At 59.3% G+C, this 15,310-nt stretch carries 14 protein-coding genes and 2 pseudogenes; 10 read left to right on the top strand and 6 right to left on the bottom strand.

The window, feature by feature from the left end; genetic code table 11:
- Positions 1-48: 48 nt before the first annotated feature.
- The 3 genes from ACT3HL_RS13265 (at position 49) to ACT3HL_RS13255 (ending at position 2,078) form a co-directional block, all read left to right on the top strand.
- Positions 49-1,131 carry a CNNM domain-containing protein gene (locus ACT3HL_RS13265; RefSeq protein ID WP_123124640.1) on the top strand — a complete coding sequence of 361 codons (1,083 nt, stop codon included), beginning with the start codon at positions 49-51 and terminating at the stop codon, positions 1,129-1,131.
- Between the two features lie 125 nt (positions 1,132-1,256).
- On the top strand, positions 1,257-1,442 hold the full coding sequence (locus tag ACT3HL_RS13260; protein WP_112077760.1) for a DUF7333 family protein: 186 nt from the start codon (positions 1,257-1,259) through the stop codon (positions 1,440-1,442).
- 216 nt (positions 1,443-1,658) lie between these two features.
- Positions 1,659-2,078: a universal stress protein gene (locus ACT3HL_RS13255; protein WP_112077759.1), complete on the top strand. Its 420-nt coding sequence runs from the start codon at positions 1,659-1,661 to the stop codon at positions 2,076-2,078.
- A gap of 40 nt (positions 2,079-2,118) precedes the next feature.
- On the opposite strand, the gene ACT3HL_RS13250 is transcribed toward ACT3HL_RS13255, so the two are convergent.
- Complete coding sequence (locus ACT3HL_RS13250) at positions 2,119-3,378, bottom strand: inorganic phosphate transporter (protein WP_445087315.1); 1,260 nt, start codon at positions 3,376-3,378, stop codon at positions 2,119-2,121.
- Positions 3,379-3,811: 433 nt separating this feature from the next.
- Here ACT3HL_RS13250 and ACT3HL_RS13245 point away from each other — a divergent pair, with 433 nt between their 5' ends.
- From ACT3HL_RS13245 to ACT3HL_RS13235, 3 genes are all read left to right on the top strand, one after another.
- A complete protein-coding gene (locus ACT3HL_RS13245) occupies positions 3,812-4,903 on the top strand; it encodes a hypothetical protein (protein ID WP_445087314.1) in 1,092 nt (363 codons plus the stop codon).
- Between the two features lie 227 nt (positions 4,904-5,130).
- Entirely contained in the window at positions 5,131-6,462 is a 1,332-nt protein-coding gene (locus ACT3HL_RS13240) for a CNNM domain-containing protein (protein WP_445087352.1), read from the top strand.
- A 260-nt stretch (positions 6,463-6,722) separates the two neighbouring features.
- Positions 6,723-7,184, top strand: a complete 462-nt coding sequence (locus ACT3HL_RS13235; RefSeq protein WP_445087313.1) for a DUF4112 domain-containing protein — start codon at positions 6,723-6,725, stop codon at positions 7,182-7,184.
- Between the two features lie 157 nt (positions 7,185-7,341).
- Here ACT3HL_RS13235 and ACT3HL_RS13230 read toward each other — a convergent pair whose 3' ends face one another.
- The 3 genes and pseudogenes from ACT3HL_RS13230 to ACT3HL_RS13220 form a co-directional block, all read right to left on the bottom strand.
- A complete protein-coding gene (locus ACT3HL_RS13230) occupies positions 7,342-8,406 on the bottom strand; it encodes a CNNM domain-containing protein (protein WP_445087312.1) in 1,065 nt (354 codons plus the stop codon).
- A gap of 72 nt (positions 8,407-8,478) precedes the next feature.
- Positions 8,479-9,348, bottom strand: coding sequence for a universal stress protein (locus ACT3HL_RS13225; protein WP_445087311.1), 870 nt, complete (start codon positions 9,346-9,348; stop codon positions 8,479-8,481).
- 63 nt (positions 9,349-9,411) lie between these two features.
- A pseudogene (locus tag ACT3HL_RS13220) lies at positions 9,412-9,567 on the bottom strand (universal stress protein); the annotation flags it as partial.
- 187 nt (positions 9,568-9,754) lie between these two features.
- Between ACT3HL_RS13220 and ACT3HL_RS13215 the strand changes: the two are divergent.
- Both ACT3HL_RS13215 and ACT3HL_RS13210 read left to right on the top strand, forming a co-directional pair.
- A complete protein-coding gene (locus ACT3HL_RS13215; protein WP_445087310.1) occupies positions 9,755-11,119 on the top strand; it encodes a restriction endonuclease in 1,365 nt (454 codons plus the stop codon).
- Positions 11,120-11,196: 77 nt separating this feature from the next.
- Positions 11,197-11,352 (top strand): annotated as a pseudogene (locus ACT3HL_RS13210) (PadR family transcriptional regulator); the annotation flags it as partial.
- A gap of 147 nt (positions 11,353-11,499) precedes the next feature.
- Here the strand turns inward: ACT3HL_RS13210 and ACT3HL_RS13205 are convergent.
- Positions 11,500-11,637, bottom strand: coding sequence for a DUF7837 family putative zinc-binding protein (locus ACT3HL_RS13205; RefSeq protein WP_445087309.1), 138 nt, complete (start codon positions 11,635-11,637; stop codon positions 11,500-11,502).
- 392 nt (positions 11,638-12,029) lie between these two features.
- On the opposite strand from ACT3HL_RS13205, the gene ACT3HL_RS13200 reads away from it, so the two are divergent.
- Both ACT3HL_RS13200 and ACT3HL_RS13195 read left to right on the top strand, forming a co-directional pair.
- Positions 12,030-13,442 carry a DEAD/DEAH box helicase family protein gene (locus tag ACT3HL_RS13200; RefSeq protein WP_445087308.1) on the top strand — a complete coding sequence of 471 codons (1,413 nt, stop codon included), beginning with the start codon at positions 12,030-12,032 and terminating at the stop codon, positions 13,440-13,442.
- Entirely contained in the window at positions 13,429-14,787 is a 1,359-nt protein-coding gene (locus ACT3HL_RS13195) for a DUF790 family protein (RefSeq protein WP_445087351.1), read from the top strand. Before ACT3HL_RS13200 ends, ACT3HL_RS13195 begins: the two co-directional genes overlap by 14 nt.
- A 36-nt stretch (positions 14,788-14,823) precedes the next feature.
- Here ACT3HL_RS13195 and ACT3HL_RS13190 read toward each other — a convergent pair whose 3' ends face one another.
- Positions 14,824-15,288 (bottom strand): IS1096 element passenger TnpR family protein, encoded by a 465-nt coding sequence (locus ACT3HL_RS13190; RefSeq protein WP_445087307.1) that lies wholly within the window; start codon positions 15,286-15,288, stop codon positions 14,824-14,826.
- Between the last annotated feature and the right edge of the window lie 22 nt (positions 15,289-15,310).

Raw genomic sequence — 15,310 nt, 5'->3', positions numbered from 1 at the left:
TGAGCGAGATGACGGAATTCTTGATACCACGGGGAATAGCCCTACGAAATGAATGGTCTCGAACTAACGCTCCGCCTACTGAGCGGTGTTTTGCTTATCCTCGCAAACGGATTCTTCGTCGCGATCGAGTTCGCACTCACTCGCGTGCGACAGTACCCTAAGTCCGAGTTCGACGTCCCGGGACTCGAGCGAGCCTGGGAGATGACACAGGATCTCGAAATCTATCTCACGAGTTGTCAGGTCGGCATCTCTGCGACGAGTATCGCCGTCGGCATCGTCGCGGAACCGGCCCTGGCTTCGTTGATCGATCCAGTGTTCGAGAACACGCTGCTCACGTCGATTGGGGCGGGTGGCATCCTTGCGTTCGTCATCATCAATCTGCTCCACCTGACCCACGGCGAACAGACGCCCACGTATCTCGGGGTTGAGCGGACGAAGTTCGTCGCTCGGTACGGCGCGACACCGCTGTACTGGTTTGCCAAGCTGCTCTATCCGGTCATCGTGCTCGGAGACAGCGTCGCCAAATGGACGCTCGGGCTGTTCGGTGTCGAGATGACCGGTGCCTGGCTGGAAACCGAAACCGACCGGGTCGAATCCCGGGCGGACCTCCGCCATCGGCTCGGGACTTTGCTTGACCAAGGGAATCTTTCTGAGGAACGGCAAGAAGAGATCCTGAACGCCTTCACTGTCGGCGAACAGCCCGTCAGCGATATTATGACCGATCGTGAGGACATTATTTTTCTCTCGACAGCCGTCTCTGCGCAGGAAAATTTCGATCGAATCGGAACAAGCCCGCACACGCGATTTCCCTTGATTGGTGACGATCCAGCCGACTATCGGGGGGTTGTCTACGTTCCTGCAGTTGTTGATCAGATCGACGAGCTCCGGCATGGCGAGGTGACGTTCGAGGATGTCGCTGCTCCACCGATGACGCTCCGAGCAGACACGCTCATCAGCGATGCCGTCGATCAGTTTCAGGACGAACATCAAGAACTCGCGCTTGTGTATGATGAGGACGAGGAGAACGTCGTGGGACTGATCACTGCGACAGACGCCCTCGAAGCAGTGATGGGTGAGATCGAAGACCCCCTCGACATCAAACTCAAGGAACAGAAAAGCGCCCCCCAGTGAACTGGCTGTACGAGTCCAAAGCCGACAGAATCTCCACGCGCTCCTATTCAGAGCAATACTTTTCAACTTACTGATTAATGACGTACATTCTCAAACGCTTTATTCGTCCGGCTACAATCACGGATATGGAATTTGATTTCACGCGCTCAGTGGTTCCGCTCGCCGTAATCGTCGCCGTCGCAACAGTCGCGCTCACGTCCGTAATGGCTCCCTCAACGGTCTTCATGATGGTTCTGCCCTCAATGATCGTCTTCTCGGTCGTCGCGTTCTTCTTCGGACTGAAACACGGCGAGTTCCGTGCCAGTCCGTAGCGGTCCGGTTCACTTCGGGATGTCCGCGGAGAAGGTCCACTCCCGCTCTGAGTTACGCTGATCCCGAGTAATATCGGTGCCCGAGGCGCGCTGTATGTCTTGCCTGTCAGGAATCTCGTGCAAAATGTAGAAAGTTTGGCAGCTGGTGGGAATACGTTGCGCATCCTGAGATGAACGAACCATCATTTTATCCACACTCTATCCGTAGTCGGCAGTATGATCTCACGGATTCTCGTTCCGATAGACGGCTCGGAGATGGCCCAACATGCGCTTGAGTACGCCCTTGAGAACCATCCCGACGCGGAGATCACCGTCCTACATGTCGTGGGCGAACCGTCATTGTGGGGCGGAGCAGCCACGTCACTTGCTCTTGAGGAGGATGTTGAAGAAGCCGCAGAGGAGCGCGCAGAGGACGTATTCGATGGCGCCAAGAAACTTGCCGCCGAGTACGATATCGAGATCACCACTGAGGTTCAACTGGGCCATCCGGCACGGGCGATTGTGAACAGCGCCGACGATTTCGATGCGGTCGTCATCGGGATCCACGGCGGCTCGTTAGTGGATCGACTGGTCGTCGGGAACGTTGCCCAGAAAGTGTTCCGCAACTCGCCCGTCCCCGTGATCGTCGCTCGGTGAGTCGCTGCGACTGAGACCGATGGACGGACGTGGTACTCTCTTAGGCGAGGAGTGAAAACAATCCATAGGATCCCACGACCGCCATCGTCGGCGTGATAACCCAGAGCGCCACGATACGCGCCGTGGCTGCGGGGTCAAACAGACTTTCGGCGGACAGCTCCTCCGGGTCTTTCTCGCCAATGCTAGACACACGATCCTCGGATGCGTGCTGCCTGTCCGGGTGCGGAGACTCGCCTTCAGCGAGTTCGCCCACAGTCGGGCCTGCAGCGACCCCCTTGTTACCTTCAACTGGCGGGAGTTTGAGTGCACCAGTCGTAAACGTTGGAGCGGATTCATCGGCAGGGGACTGTGTGACTATTTCTGCGAGCGTCCGCGCTCGACTTGCACGGCCCCACCCGAGCCCAATGATACAACTGGTCGTACTCACGGCGAGACTGGCTGGAATGCCGAGCCACGATAGCACGGTGATAATCGTCGCACCCACGGTCGAAACGATAAGCGCTGCCAGAATCGGCATCTTAGTGATATCGCTGCCAACGGTCGCCAGCGTCCGCCGGGCAATCGTGAAGCCGCCCACACTGATGGCCCCGACCGCGAGGAGAATCGCCGGGCTGGGATTAAGGGAACCGTTGCCGACAAGCGGGGCGACCGCGTTCGCCGCGTTCGAGGCTCCGGCGCTGAACCCCATGTAGCAGGCAATTGCCACCACAAGCGCCGACCCGATCAGATCCCGAGGCGCCACGTTATCGTTGACCGATAGCTGTGGGAGCCTCCCCTGGGTATCGATTGCGATCAACGGGTTCGTAAGGCGACCAAATTCGAATTTGGCGTCGAGGTGTGGGTACAGGTATCTGCCGATAAACGCACCTGTGAAGACGGCGATCAGCGGGGCGACGATCCATGCCGACAGGATGGTAAACATCAGGGCAGTGTTGAGCGTCCCTGTTGCCAACCCCAATCCGACGATTGCTGCGACGGCTGTCATCGAGGTTGACGCCGGGACACCGTAGAGGTTCGAGATCAGGAGTGCGAGCCCGGTGAAAAAGAGGACGCCAACGCTCGCTGCGGGTGTAAAGGCTGCTGCATCGACGATTTCGGTACTCATCGTCGTGATGACCTTCCGCCCAATCGTCCACGCTCCGAGGAACGCGAACACGGTAAACAGTGCCCCGGCAGTGACCTTTCTGACAGCCCGGCTGCCGACCGCCGGGCCGAAGGCAACACCGGTTGATGACCCGCCGATATTGTACCCGACGAATACTGCTACCAGAAACCCCAAGAGAATCAGTAATTCTGCCACGTGTCTGCGATTCGATTCGCACACGAAAAAATAGTGCCGTTTCACTGCTGAACCGTTGGATACGAGCGATAGACGAAGTAATACGGAGATCCAGTACTTCACAACTGAAGTCCCACTAGTCTCTACCGATTCGTCTCCACACGGGTTGTCCAAAGATCAGTGACTGATATGCGCTGTGTATGTAGCAGAGTAATTTCGATCTACTCAGTGTCTGTCAGTCCGGGTGTGACCGATACGGAGGGTGTATCCAGCAGGGAACCACTTACAGAAGATCAATTTTTCAGTGAGCACTTTGAGAGGATCTTGGTCGAGCTGCCGTCTGCCATACGACTCAGTACCAATAGGGAGGGCATTAACCGAGAGTCGTCGCGCGGCTGTTCCCATCGGTTGTGACGGCTCAAGCATTTTCAATTGTGAGCGGAACTGGCCTAGTATGAGCGACAATGAGGGGAGTCGCCCGAGCGACACGATGCGAGAGCGCGTGCCGGAGAACAGTCGGAAGTTCTGGCTACTGTTGAACGCGAACCGGTGGCTGGTCGCCGCCGGAATTTCGGGCGGCGTGTTCCTCACGCTCGCTATCATCGGGCAGCTCCATCCAATCGGGTCGCCGGCGCTGTTCAGCCAGGCGGACCCTATCGAGACGCTGTTCCAGGGGCTACTGACGTCCATTATCACGGGCGTCACGCTCGTGCTCGCGCTCAGTCAGCTCGTCCTCTCTCAGGAACTGGGGCCGGTCGGCGACCAGCGCGAGCGCATGGAGGGCGCGATGGCGTTCCGGAAGGACGTCGAGGACGTCATCGAGGAGCCCGTGAGTCCCGCCCAGCCCTCGGCGTTCCTTCGATCGCTCGTGAAACTCACGAAGCGGCGCGCCAAAGCCGTCTCGGACGCCATCCAGGACATTAACGACGAGGCTCTCAACGACCAGGTGGCCGCGTTCACGGAGAACGTGAAGGGGAACGCGGACGCCGTCGAGAGCGGTCTCAAAGACGCCCAGTTCGGGGAGTTCGACGTGGTATTCTCCGCGCTGAACTACAACTACTCGTGGAAGTTGTACGCGGCGCGCCGCATCCGCGCGGAGAACGAGGACGTGCTCACCGAGGATGCCCGAGCGGCGTTCGACGAACTCATCAACGCGCTCGAACTGTTCGGGCCGGCGCGTGAGCACTTCAAGACGCTATACTTCCAGTGGGCGCTCATCGACCTCTCCCGGACGATGCTGTACGCGTCCATACCCGCACTCCTCACGGCGGTCGCGGGCATCCTCTACCTCGAACCGGCGCTGTTCCCGGGGACCGTGTTCGGCGTGCGCACGCTCGTCGTGGTGGTGAGCGCGGGCGTCGCCGTCGCCGTGCTGCCGTTCGCGTTCCTGTTCTCCTACATTCTTCGCATCGTCACTGTGACGAAGCGTACCCTCTCCATTGGGCCGTTCATCCTCCGGGAGACCGACCGGTCCCGAGACCTCGACTGGGGCGACCCCGAAGCAAAGAGCGGGGAACACGCGGACGTTGGGGATGAGCGTGAATAGCGTGGACATCGGCCGTTCGCTTGGCCAAGCGATCGTTCTCGTAACCGAGGCCGCGTCGATCACGTCTTCGAACTCAAACCCCGACGTCTAATTTGCCTACTGAATGTCGAGGTCCTATTGACAGTAGTCGATCACTCGCGAATCCTGTAGATGGTTTTAGTAAACGGAACGAGATGCATAGCTATGGACACACTACAATCGAACGGCAGTCCGTTCTGGGAGTACCGATGGTAAACGTCGCGCTCTCCGTGGGACAACTCGTCTTAGCGCTGTTTCTCGTGGTGCTCAACGGCTTTTTTGTCGCTGCAGAGTTCGCCTTCGTTCGGATTCGGGGGACATCGGTTGACCAACTCGTCGAGGAGGGGCGCCCGGGTTCGGGGACACTCCAGGGAGTGATGACCAATCTCGATAACTACCTCGCCACGACGCAACTCGGCATCACCATCGCCTCGCTCGGGTTGGGGTGGGTCGGCGAACCCGCCGTGGCGGCGCTCATCGAACCCGTACTGGAACCGATTCTCCCGGCGGGCCTCATCCATCTCGTCGCGTTCGCAATTGGCTTCAGTATCATCACGTTCCTCCACGTCGTCTTCGGTGAACTCGCGCCGAAGACGATCGCAATCTCCCAGACAGAGCGGCTCTCGCTGTTTCTCGCCCCGCCAATGAAGTTCTTTTATTACATCCTCTATCCGGGAATTGTGGTCTTCAACGGGGCAGCTAACGCGTTCACGCGGTCGCTCGGTGTGCCGCCCGCGTCCGAAACCGATGAGACACTCGGTGAGCGAGAGCTCCTCCGAGTACTAACACGGTCGGGCGAGGGAGGGGACATCGACGTTGCGGAAGTGACGATGATCGAGCGGGTCTTCGATCTCGACGACATCGTGGTGCGGGAGGTCATGGTTCCACGACCGGACGTGGTGAGCGTTCCGGCCGATGCCCCCCTCTCCGACCTCCAGTCGATCATCCTCGAGGCTGGGCATACCCGCTATCCAGTTCTTGATGCCGACGACAGCGACCAGGTGGTCGGATTCGTCGACGTCAAGGACGTGTTACGAGCTGAGGTGGAAGGCGAGGACGCCGAGTCCGTCGGCGACATCGCCCGCGAGATCGTCATCGCTCCCGAGACGATGGCACTGAGCGATCTCCTGAGACAGTTCAGGGAAGATCAACAGCAAATGGTCGCAGTTATCGACGAGTGGGGAGCATTTGAGGGGATTGCAACGGTTGAAGACGTCGTCGAGGCACTCGTTGGAGACCTCCGGGATGAGTTTGATATGGACGAGCGTGAACCCTCGATTCGCCGGCGTGGCGATGGGGGGTACGACATTGACGGGGGCGTCCCGCTATCGAAAATCAACGACATGATTGAGGGAGATTTCACAAGTGAAGAGGTCGAAACGATCGGTGGAGTGGTACTCGAGCAACTCAACCGCGCGCCAGAACGTGGCGATCGCGTTGAGGTCGACGGGAACGTCGTCGAGGTGACGAGCGTTGAGGGGACCCGAATTTCGACAGTCAGGGTCCACGAACACGAAGAGGAGGATTCAGTGGCGGACTGACCGGGAGTATCCTAGCCGGTCAGAGGTCCAGAGCCCCTCGACCGGCAGAGGTATGCGATTCGCATGAAAGCGAATCGATGGACGACTGCGATACCAGATGCGCGCGATGTATCTTGCACAGCTTCAGGAAGATGTTTCCAGTCCCCCGAGGTTCCGGTCGCCGTCTTGACGCGCGCCGTCGTGTGGTCGAGCGTGGCCTGTATGGCCCTGACGAGGGCCACCACACAGGGTTTACGTCTCCCACCCGAACCGGTACCCCCATGCCCGCGGATTTCGAATCTCGCTTCGACGTCGACTACGACGGTGAACTACCGGGGAGCGTCGACGAGGCCGCGCTCAAGCGGATGGAGACGGTCGCGTACGTCCTCGACGAGAGTGTGCGCGTCCCCGGCATCGGCGTCCGCATCGGTATCGACCCGATTCTGGGAGCACTCCCCGTCGCTGGCGACGTGGTGAGTGGCGCCTTCTCCCTGTACATCGTCGCCGAGTCGGCATACCTCGGAGTCTCCTTCAGGACGCTCGTGGAGATGCTCGCTAACATCACCATCGACGTGGCGGGTGGGTCTATCCCTTACATCGGTACTGTGTTCGACGCGCTCTGGAAGGCGAACAAGCGCAACGTCACGCTTGCACTGGAGGACCTCGCCGAAGCGGTGGAGACGGACGGGTCCGGCGGCAGGACAGACGGCGGCGTCGACATCCCCATCGAACCTGACGACTGAAGGGAGTCGCTGGACTACACGTGCTCGTCGAGGAAGTCCACGACCTGTATGTAGGCCTCGAGGCGGTTCGACGAGTTCCTCGAACACCTCGTCACAGTCGGAATCGCTGGTGAAAAGGAACCGCTTCCCTGATCAGAGCTCGTAGCAGGCGATATCTTCAGGTCGATGCCCGCTGGTCGAGGGGGTCCTCAAGTTCGCCCATCACCGCTTCGAGGGTGTCGGTCGCTGTGAGGAGTCCCACGACGTCACCATCTTCGAGGACGAGCGCGAGTTCCTGGTCCTCGGCCTGGTACTGATCGAATGCGTCGCTGACGTTCGTCTCCGCCGCGAGTGTCATCGGGGGTGCCGCGATCTCGGTGAAGGAGACGTTACCATCCGCGAGGTCCTCGTAATGGTTAATGATCGACGGTGCGTACACAATTCCGTGGAAGTCGGTCGGCTCCTCACCGACCAGTGGAAACCGAGTGTGTGGCGTGTTGCGGATACGATCGAAGTTCTCGTCGACTGAGCGGGTGGTCGAGAGCCCGATAATATCGTCTGCCGGGACCATAATCTCACTAATCGAGCGCTCGTCGATGTCGAGTGCGCCGAGGACTTCGTCGCGGCGCTCCTCCGGGAGTTCACCCTCTTCCAGTAGCGAGTTCAACCGGTTTCGGAGTTGAGCTCGTGATTCGAGAACCTCTTCTTCGGTTTCTAGCCACGCCCCAGTCATCTCGATACCGAACAGCTTGAGCGTGGCCTTGGCGATCCAGTCGCCAAGCGTAATGAGCGGGGAAATAAGCCAGTTGAACCAGTACAGCGGCGTCGCTCCGTACCGGCACACCAGCCGGGAGCGCTCGACACCAAGGTAGGTCGGCGTCTGTTCGCCGTGGGTGAGATGGACGAGATTGATGATTCCGAATGCGATTATCGCACCCGCTCCGATCGACGCGAGCGGTGTGGTGGCGAAATACGGTTCGAATAGCGCCGCCAGTGCTGGTTCTGCGACGATCCCAACTGCGATACTGGATGCGGTAATCCCGACCTGACACGTCGTGAGATAGATCTCCAGGTTGTTCGTCATCTCCCACGCCCGTTCGAGGGCCGGGGTGCCATCAATGAACTCTTGTTCGCTGAACTGCCGAGCGCGCGTCAACGCGAACTCGATAGCGACGAAGAAGCCGTTGGTCAAGATGAGAGCGAGACCAGCGACCAAGCGGAGGCTAAGCTCGAGCGGGGTCATTGTATCCTGCTACTGAATCCTCGCAGTAAATAAGCACTGACGCTCGATACCCGGAGACGTCTCATAGAATCGCTACTCCCCATGTCCAACCGTGATGACGGGGACTGGTGCAGAGCGGACGGTCTTCTCGGCGACGCTCCCGAGAAGGATTCGATCGCTCCCGCGTCTCCCCGTCGTTCCCATCACTACGGCGTGAATATCGTTCGAGTCGATGGTGTCGAGTATCACCTCGATCGGGGACCCGTGTTCGACGTGCCGGACACTATTCGAAACGCCGCGTGTCTCCGCCTCGGACACGAGGTCGTCAACGGCATCGGTCGCAGCCCGTTCACGTTCCTGTCCCGAAATCGTGGAGCGAACGTCCAGACCTAGCGATGTATCGTCGACGACAGACAGCACGTGAACAGTCGCATCGAGCGCCGCAGCCAGGGAGAGGCCATGCTCGGCAGCATGAGATGCACCAGCACTCCCGTCGGTCGGTAGGAGGATGGTCTCGTAGGGAAACACCAGTTGTTCGTCGGGCTGCATCCGTGCTGTGAGGACAGGGACGGAAGATAGACGGACGACCTTCTCCGTGACGCTTCCGATGAGGTATCGTGACACTCCCTCCCGACCGTGGGTCGGCATCACGATCACGTCGTACTCGTATTGCTCGGCGTACTCGACGATTGTCGGCGCTGGGTGCCCCTGGACGACGTCGGAATCGTAGTCGACACCGAGTGTATCCAGTGTCTTTTCTGCTTCCTCGACGATGTCCTCACCCTCCTGGACGAGGGCGTCAACAACCTCGGTTTCGACGACCGTGACACTATCGCGTCTCGTATCCGCGACGAACAGAACGTGGATCGTGGCGTCGGCCCAGTGTGCGATCTCAGCCGCGTGATGCAATGCCTCCGCAGCCCCATCGCTTCCGTCGAACGGGAGCAGAATGTCCTCGTACATGTGTACTGTGAGTCCCTACGAGCATCACGCTCAAGTGGTTTGTCACCCCTCAGCAGAGGCGTCTCACCCACCACTCGAGTCCGGCTCCCGAACCCACATCACCGGAACTGGCGACGTTCGGACGATTTTCGCACTTACCCCACCCATCATGTAGCGGCTGAAATCAGTCTTACCGTGCGTGCCGAGGATCGCGAAGTCAATATCGTGTGCATCGATATAGGAGAGATCTAAGGGACTGAATGGTCGTTACTGACCCTCAGGAGTGATATCCAACGCTTCTTCTGGCAGACAGCGTCGGGAACTTTCTGAGGAAAATGAACAATACCTGTGGTCACGTCGCCGTGTTTTCACCGTCTGCCTCGACAATGTATATAGTAGTAGCAACTTATACTCCACTTGGAACGGAATGGCTGTACTGGACGACCTCTCCGGATTCGAGTTTGAGGACGTGGTGGAAGACGTCTTCCGAAACCTCGGCTACGAGAATGTCCGGCAGGCCGAGCAGACGGCCGACGAGGGACGGGACGTCATCATGGAAGAGGTCGTCGACGGCACCCGTCATGCAATCATCGTTGAGTGTAAGCACACGGATACAGTCGGACGGCCGGTCGTACAGAAATTACATTCGGCCATCGCGACGTTCGACTTCGAGGGGCCAAAACACGGGATGGTCGTCACAACCGGGCGGTTCACGAACCCCGCTCAGGAGTACGCTACCCGGCTTCAGCAGAACGACGACCCGCACCCCATCGAGTTGCTAGACGGCGAGGACCTCCGTGAGATCGCCGACGAGATCGGCCTCGACCTCTACAACGGTCGAATCGAAATCCTCTGTGACGAGACGCTTCGCCCGTACGACCCGGCGGCCGATGTGGACGCGGCCGTCGCGGAAGCGTTCCGCGACATCGAGAACATCGAGGCCGCCGACCTGCCCGCGCCATACTCGGAGGCGACGTTTCGGCCAGTCTTGGCAGTCACCGCTGACACCAACGCGGTCTTCGAAACGTCGGTCGGCGTCATCCACCGGATCAACGAACGGACGCGGTTCGTCGTTCACGCCGACCGCGGACATCCACAGGTAGCTGACGACGACGTCGCGACGCTGGTCACCGAAAACCTGCACGCGACGATCGACATAGACACCGACCGATTTGGCGAGGTATTCGACGAGATTGAGGAGCGCCGGTTCGGGCAGACCCAGACCGACTACAAGGAGTGGGCCGTCGACCGCCTCCAGGACTTCCACACGACGACGGTGACCTACACCGGCGACAACAACGTCACGTACAACAAGACCTGCGAGCCGAACCGCTCGGACATATCCGTCCAGTCGATCGAGCCGGTCTACCTGCCGGAGGTGCGGCATACGACCGATCTCAAAGAGTACACCCATCCCTACGAGTACTACGCGGCGGGCCCCTCTCGGGTCACCGCGGAGGACGGGATCCATCGCTGCGTCCACTGTGACACGAGCGGTGTCGGCAAGACGTACACCTACTGCCCCAACTGTGGAGCGATCGCCTGCGACAGCCACACCAAGACTGAACGGCTAAAACAGGAACCGGTCTGTACGGGCTGTGCGGTAACTGAGCGGTTCGCGTTGAAGACGAAGTACTTCTATGACGAAGGCAATCTCGAGGCCTTCCGTGAGGAGTACACCGATATGTCGATCCACGAGAAAGCGATGGAGAACAAACTCTTGGCTGGGGCGAGCGTGGTTGCGGCGCTGCTAGTTGTTATCGGGCTACTCGTCATCGGCGGTGTTATCTAGATTACGGGGATCTCCAGATTGAGGAGCCCAAAATCAGTCGGCGCGTAGGCGTCCTCAACACAGTCACGAAGTTTCTCGGACATCTCTACCCCAACCTCGATACACTGGTCGAAAAGGGGCTGGTGAAAAAAGGAGACAAAGACTGCCGGGCAAACGTCAATACAGTCACCAAACGCGGACAGCGAGTACTCGAAGCCCGGCGTGACTGGGAACGCCAGTACGTCGACCTATAATTCGTACCGAGCGATATCACTACAATCACATTCGGGACAGGAGTCCTTGATCTCATCTAAATTGGTCCCGCAAGATCGACACTCGAACAGTACTGTTGTATCAGTTGAGCTCGGAGACAGCCGCTTTAGAACTCGTAACATAGAGAATCACTGTGGGTCAACGACATCCTGGCACTCGGGACATTCAGCCCAGACACCGCCCGCATACTCTATCAGAGTATGACGAGACAGAATCTCACAACCGCAATGCGGGCAGTCGCCGAGGTGCGGGTCCTGAGTGCTCATATGAGTGTGAAGCGTGTGACTGAGGGACGCAATGCCCTCTGCTTCTATCTAAGGGGACAGGCCCACATATACCTCAGTGAACCAAAGTGAAAGTGGAAGCAGAGTTAGTCTACTTGATCTGAAGCCTGCCGTCTGAGAGATTGTCGTCGTCAAATCAATTTGGTGAGCGTTGCTCGCCCAACCGTTCACGTACGTATATACGAGAGTATCTTGATATCCTCCCCGTCCTGAAGGCGAAGTTTTAGCCTTGCAACTTCGATAATTGGCGATTGACAGAGCACTAGTTTCGAACGAAGAGTATGAAGCACCGAAGCCGCCACGTCGAGTCACAGGAACCACTCAAACGCGACCCACAGATTGAATCCGGCCGGTCGCATGCATCTACATAGCGAATGCGGATCGAATTCGACGACGGAACTCTCCTACTCCGTGACGCGACCGAGAATGTGCCCTACGCGGAGTGGGACGACCGCGTCGACGAGCATCGCACACTGGCATATCGATATCGAGCCCTCCTCGAATGGGCCGGCACATGGACGGGCAGCGACGACCAAGCCACGCTCCGCGATGGATTCGGTCGGTCCTGCGAGGATGCTGCTCGGGCCTACCCCGACCTGGAGCTTACGCCGGCGCTCCACATCGAACCGCGTGACTACCAGCAGGCCGCCCTCGACGCCTGGATCGACCACGGGCGGCGAGGGAGCGTCGTGCTCCCCACGGGCAGCGGGAAAACCTTCCTCGGGCTGCAGGCTATCGCTGACGCCGGCGTCAGTGCGCTCGTCGTGACGCCGACAATCGACCTGATGAACCAGTGGCACGCCACGCTCACCAACGCCTTCGGCGACCAACTTACAGAGCCGGTCGGCGTCCTCGGTGGCGGTAGCCATGACGTCACCGCGATCACCGTCACCACCTACGATAGCGCCTATCGCTACGTCAACGAATACGGCGACCAGTTTGGGTTGCTCGTCGTCGACGAGGAACACCACTTGCCAGCCCCGACCTACCGGCAGATCCCCGAGATGATGATCGCGCCGTATCGCCTCGGGTTGACTGCAACGTATGAGCGGCCCGACGGCAAGCACGAACTCCTCGAGGACCTCCTCGGCCCGGTCGTCTACCGTGAGGACGTCGACGAACTCGCCGGCGAATACCTCAGCGAATACGAGACGATCCACATGTCTGTCGAGCTCACTGTTGATGAGCGCCAACAGTACGACGAGGAGTACCAGATCTATCGCGACTACGTCGACAGTCACGAGTTCGACCTCTGGAAAGAGGAGGGTTATGCGGAGTTTCTCAAACGCACGTCCTACGACCCGCAAGGCCGGCGGGCACTTATCGCCAAGCAACGGGCCGAACGAATCGCCCGCACCGCCGAGAAGAAACTCGACACGCTCGACAATCTCATCAAGCGCCATCACGACGACCGCGCCATCATTTTCACCGCCAACAACGACTTCGCCTACGACATCTCCCAGGAGTTCATCGTCCCATGCATCACCCACCAGACGAAGACGGACGAACGCACCGAGATCCTCGAGCGGTTTCGCACGGGCGACTACTCGATGCTTGTGACTTCCCAGGTCCTCGACGAGGGGATCGACGTCCCGGCTGCGAACGTCGGGATCATTCTCTCGGGGAGCGCCTCGAAACGCCAGTACGCCCAGCGGCTTGGCCGGATCCTCCGACCGACGGACGACCGCCAACCGGCCCGCCTCTACGAAATCATCACCGAGGAGACGATAGAGACCTACGTCTCCCAGCGTCGCCGCGAAGGGGTGAGTGCCAGTGCTGACGGCTAACCTCGCGCGCTCACACACGGGTGACGAGACGGTTACGCCGCTGTTCATCGACTCTGACGAGGAGCGCTATCGGGAGACCGCCCGCGAACTCATCCAGTTGTTCGAGGACCATCTTGGCGAGCCGAAAGGTGATCTCGAGGACGCCATCGGTGAGCTGACCGTCGCGGATACGGACTACAAGATCGTTCAGGGCCTCGCGAAGCTCCTCAAAGACGAGTGCGAATTCGAGGTCGTGGCCTCCGTCGAACCGCGCGAGATCCGCCAGCAACTCTTCGAGAAAGCTAACGAGCGCTATCCGATCGTCCGCCAGCCCACCCTCGGCGAGGACACACAGAAACTGGAGGTGTACAGCGCGGTCGCCGACGACCTCGGACTGTCGCTCGAAGAGTGTTATCGCGGGATGTACGCGGATCTCGAGGACAACAAGCGACTCGTCCGAATCGGGACGCGGACGGCCGACCAGTACGCCAGTGATGATGATGCATCGACGTCGACGACCAACCTGACCGGCAGCAGCGACGCGGAGTACGAACACACGGATCTCACCGTGGACTGGTTGTTGACCCGGTACAACCTCGCGCTGGCCCAAGCGGTGCTCTACGATACGACGGAGATGCGAATTCGCGTCTGGGATCACTTCGGGACGGTCTTCAGCTACGTGAAGCTGTTCGGGTTGATGCACCGGATCTATCCGATCGACGCCGACGGTGAACGCGTCCCGAGTACCGACCAGGCCGCCGGCTACGAGGCCGTGCTGGACGGGCCCGCGTCGCTGTTCTCCCAATCGCAGAAGTACGGGATTCGCATGGCGAACTTCCTGCCGGCGTTGCCCCTCTGTGATCGGTGGGAGATGACCGCGACGATTCTCGTCGACGAGACGACCGGCGAGACTCGACAGTTCGCGCTCGACCACACGGAGGACCTCGATTCGCACTACAGTGCTGGCGACCAGTTCGATAGCGATGTCGAGCGGACGCTCGCCCGGAAGTGGGAGCGAGCGAATACGGAGTGGGAACTTGTCCGAGAAGACGATGTCTTCGATCTCGGTGCCGAAGTCATGATCCCCGACTTCGCGATCGAACATCCGGATGGACGACGAGCAATCTTCGAAATTGTGGGCTTCTGGACACCCGAGTACCTCAACGAGAAGCTGGCGAAAATTCGGGGGGCCGATCTCGACCACTTGCTTGTCGCAGTCTCGGAGCGGTTAGAGTGCTCAGCGGACGACTTTGAGGGGGCGAGAGACCGTGTTCTCTGGTTCAAATCAGGGATTCACGTCTACGATGTGGTGGAGTTGGCAGAGGCGCACGCCATCGACGGACACGCCCCTGATCAGCAACACTGACCGGGGCCGCTTCGCCGCAAATATTCCTCAGGATGACTACCAGCCTTCGCTGGGTGGCGGATACTGCTCGACAGGCTCGCCTTTCTCTTTCACGACTTCCGGCTCTGTATCGTTGGTTCCGCCCTCGTTGATCTCCTTGAGGATGGCATAGAAGCGCCATTCGTCACCGTAGTCGAAGAGGTAGCAGATCCGGTCGCGTTCGTCCAAGTCCAATTGACGGGCCATCTGACCGACTGTCGTCTCGCCCGCGTCATACTCCTCGCCACCGCGCAACATTCCGTCTGGAGATTGTTCGATCTCTCCAGGGCGCTTGTACTGGACGTCGCTGTCCCAGTAGTCCTGGTCAGTTCCGAAGAACCAGAGGTGATCCTGGTCCAGTCCGACCGCGCTGTTGAGCACCGACTGGAACTCGTCGATGGTTCGGTCCGCCCCGACGATGATGTCCCGCCACAGCGACCGGGGATCGTGCTCGTACTTGACGCGGAAACGGTAGGTCGTCATATTTGTGGAGTTCTTTTGTATC

The sequence above is a fragment of the Halobellus sp. GM3 genome (assembly GCF_052545375.1).
Note: the sequence above shows the minus strand (reverse complement) of the source record. Positions and strands in the feature narration are given on the sequence as shown.

Excerpts from the sequence above, each read along its gene's own strand:
- ACT3HL_RS13265 (WP_123124640.1), top strand. The coding sequence starts at position 49 with ATGAATGGTCTCGAACTAACGCTCCGCCTACTGAGCGGTGTTTTGCTT.
- ACT3HL_RS13260 (WP_112077760.1), top strand. The coding sequence starts at position 1,257 with ATGGAATTTGATTTCACGCGCTCAGTGGTTCCGCTCGCCGTAATCGTC.
- ACT3HL_RS13255 (WP_112077759.1), top strand. The coding sequence starts at position 1,659 with ATGATCTCACGGATTCTCGTTCCGATAGACGGCTCGGAGATGGCCCAA.
- ACT3HL_RS13245 (WP_445087314.1), top strand. The coding sequence starts at position 3,812 with ATGAGCGACAATGAGGGGAGTCGCCCGAGCGACACGATGCGAGAGCGC.
- ACT3HL_RS13240 (WP_445087352.1), top strand. The coding sequence starts at position 5,131 with ATGGTAAACGTCGCGCTCTCCGTGGGACAACTCGTCTTAGCGCTGTTT.
- ACT3HL_RS13235 (WP_445087313.1), top strand. The coding sequence starts at position 6,723 with ATGCCCGCGGATTTCGAATCTCGCTTCGACGTCGACTACGACGGTGAA.
- ACT3HL_RS13230 (WP_445087312.1), bottom strand. The coding sequence starts at position 8,406 with ATGACCCCGCTCGAGCTTAGCCTCCGCTTGGTCGCTGGTCTCGCTCTC.
- ACT3HL_RS13225 (WP_445087311.1), bottom strand. The coding sequence starts at position 9,348 with ATGTACGAGGACATTCTGCTCCCGTTCGACGGAAGCGATGGGGCTGCG.
- ACT3HL_RS13215 (WP_445087310.1), top strand. The coding sequence starts at position 9,755 with ATGGCTGTACTGGACGACCTCTCCGGATTCGAGTTTGAGGACGTGGTG.
- ACT3HL_RS13205 (WP_445087309.1), bottom strand. The coding sequence starts at position 11,637 with ATGAGCACTCAGGACCCGCACCTCGGCGACTGCCCGCATTGCGGTTGT.
- ACT3HL_RS13200 (WP_445087308.1), top strand. The coding sequence starts at position 12,030 with ATGCGGATCGAATTCGACGACGGAACTCTCCTACTCCGTGACGCGACC.
- ACT3HL_RS13190 (WP_445087307.1), bottom strand. The coding sequence starts at position 15,288 with ATGACGACCTACCGTTTCCGCGTCAAGTACGAGCACGATCCCCGGTCG.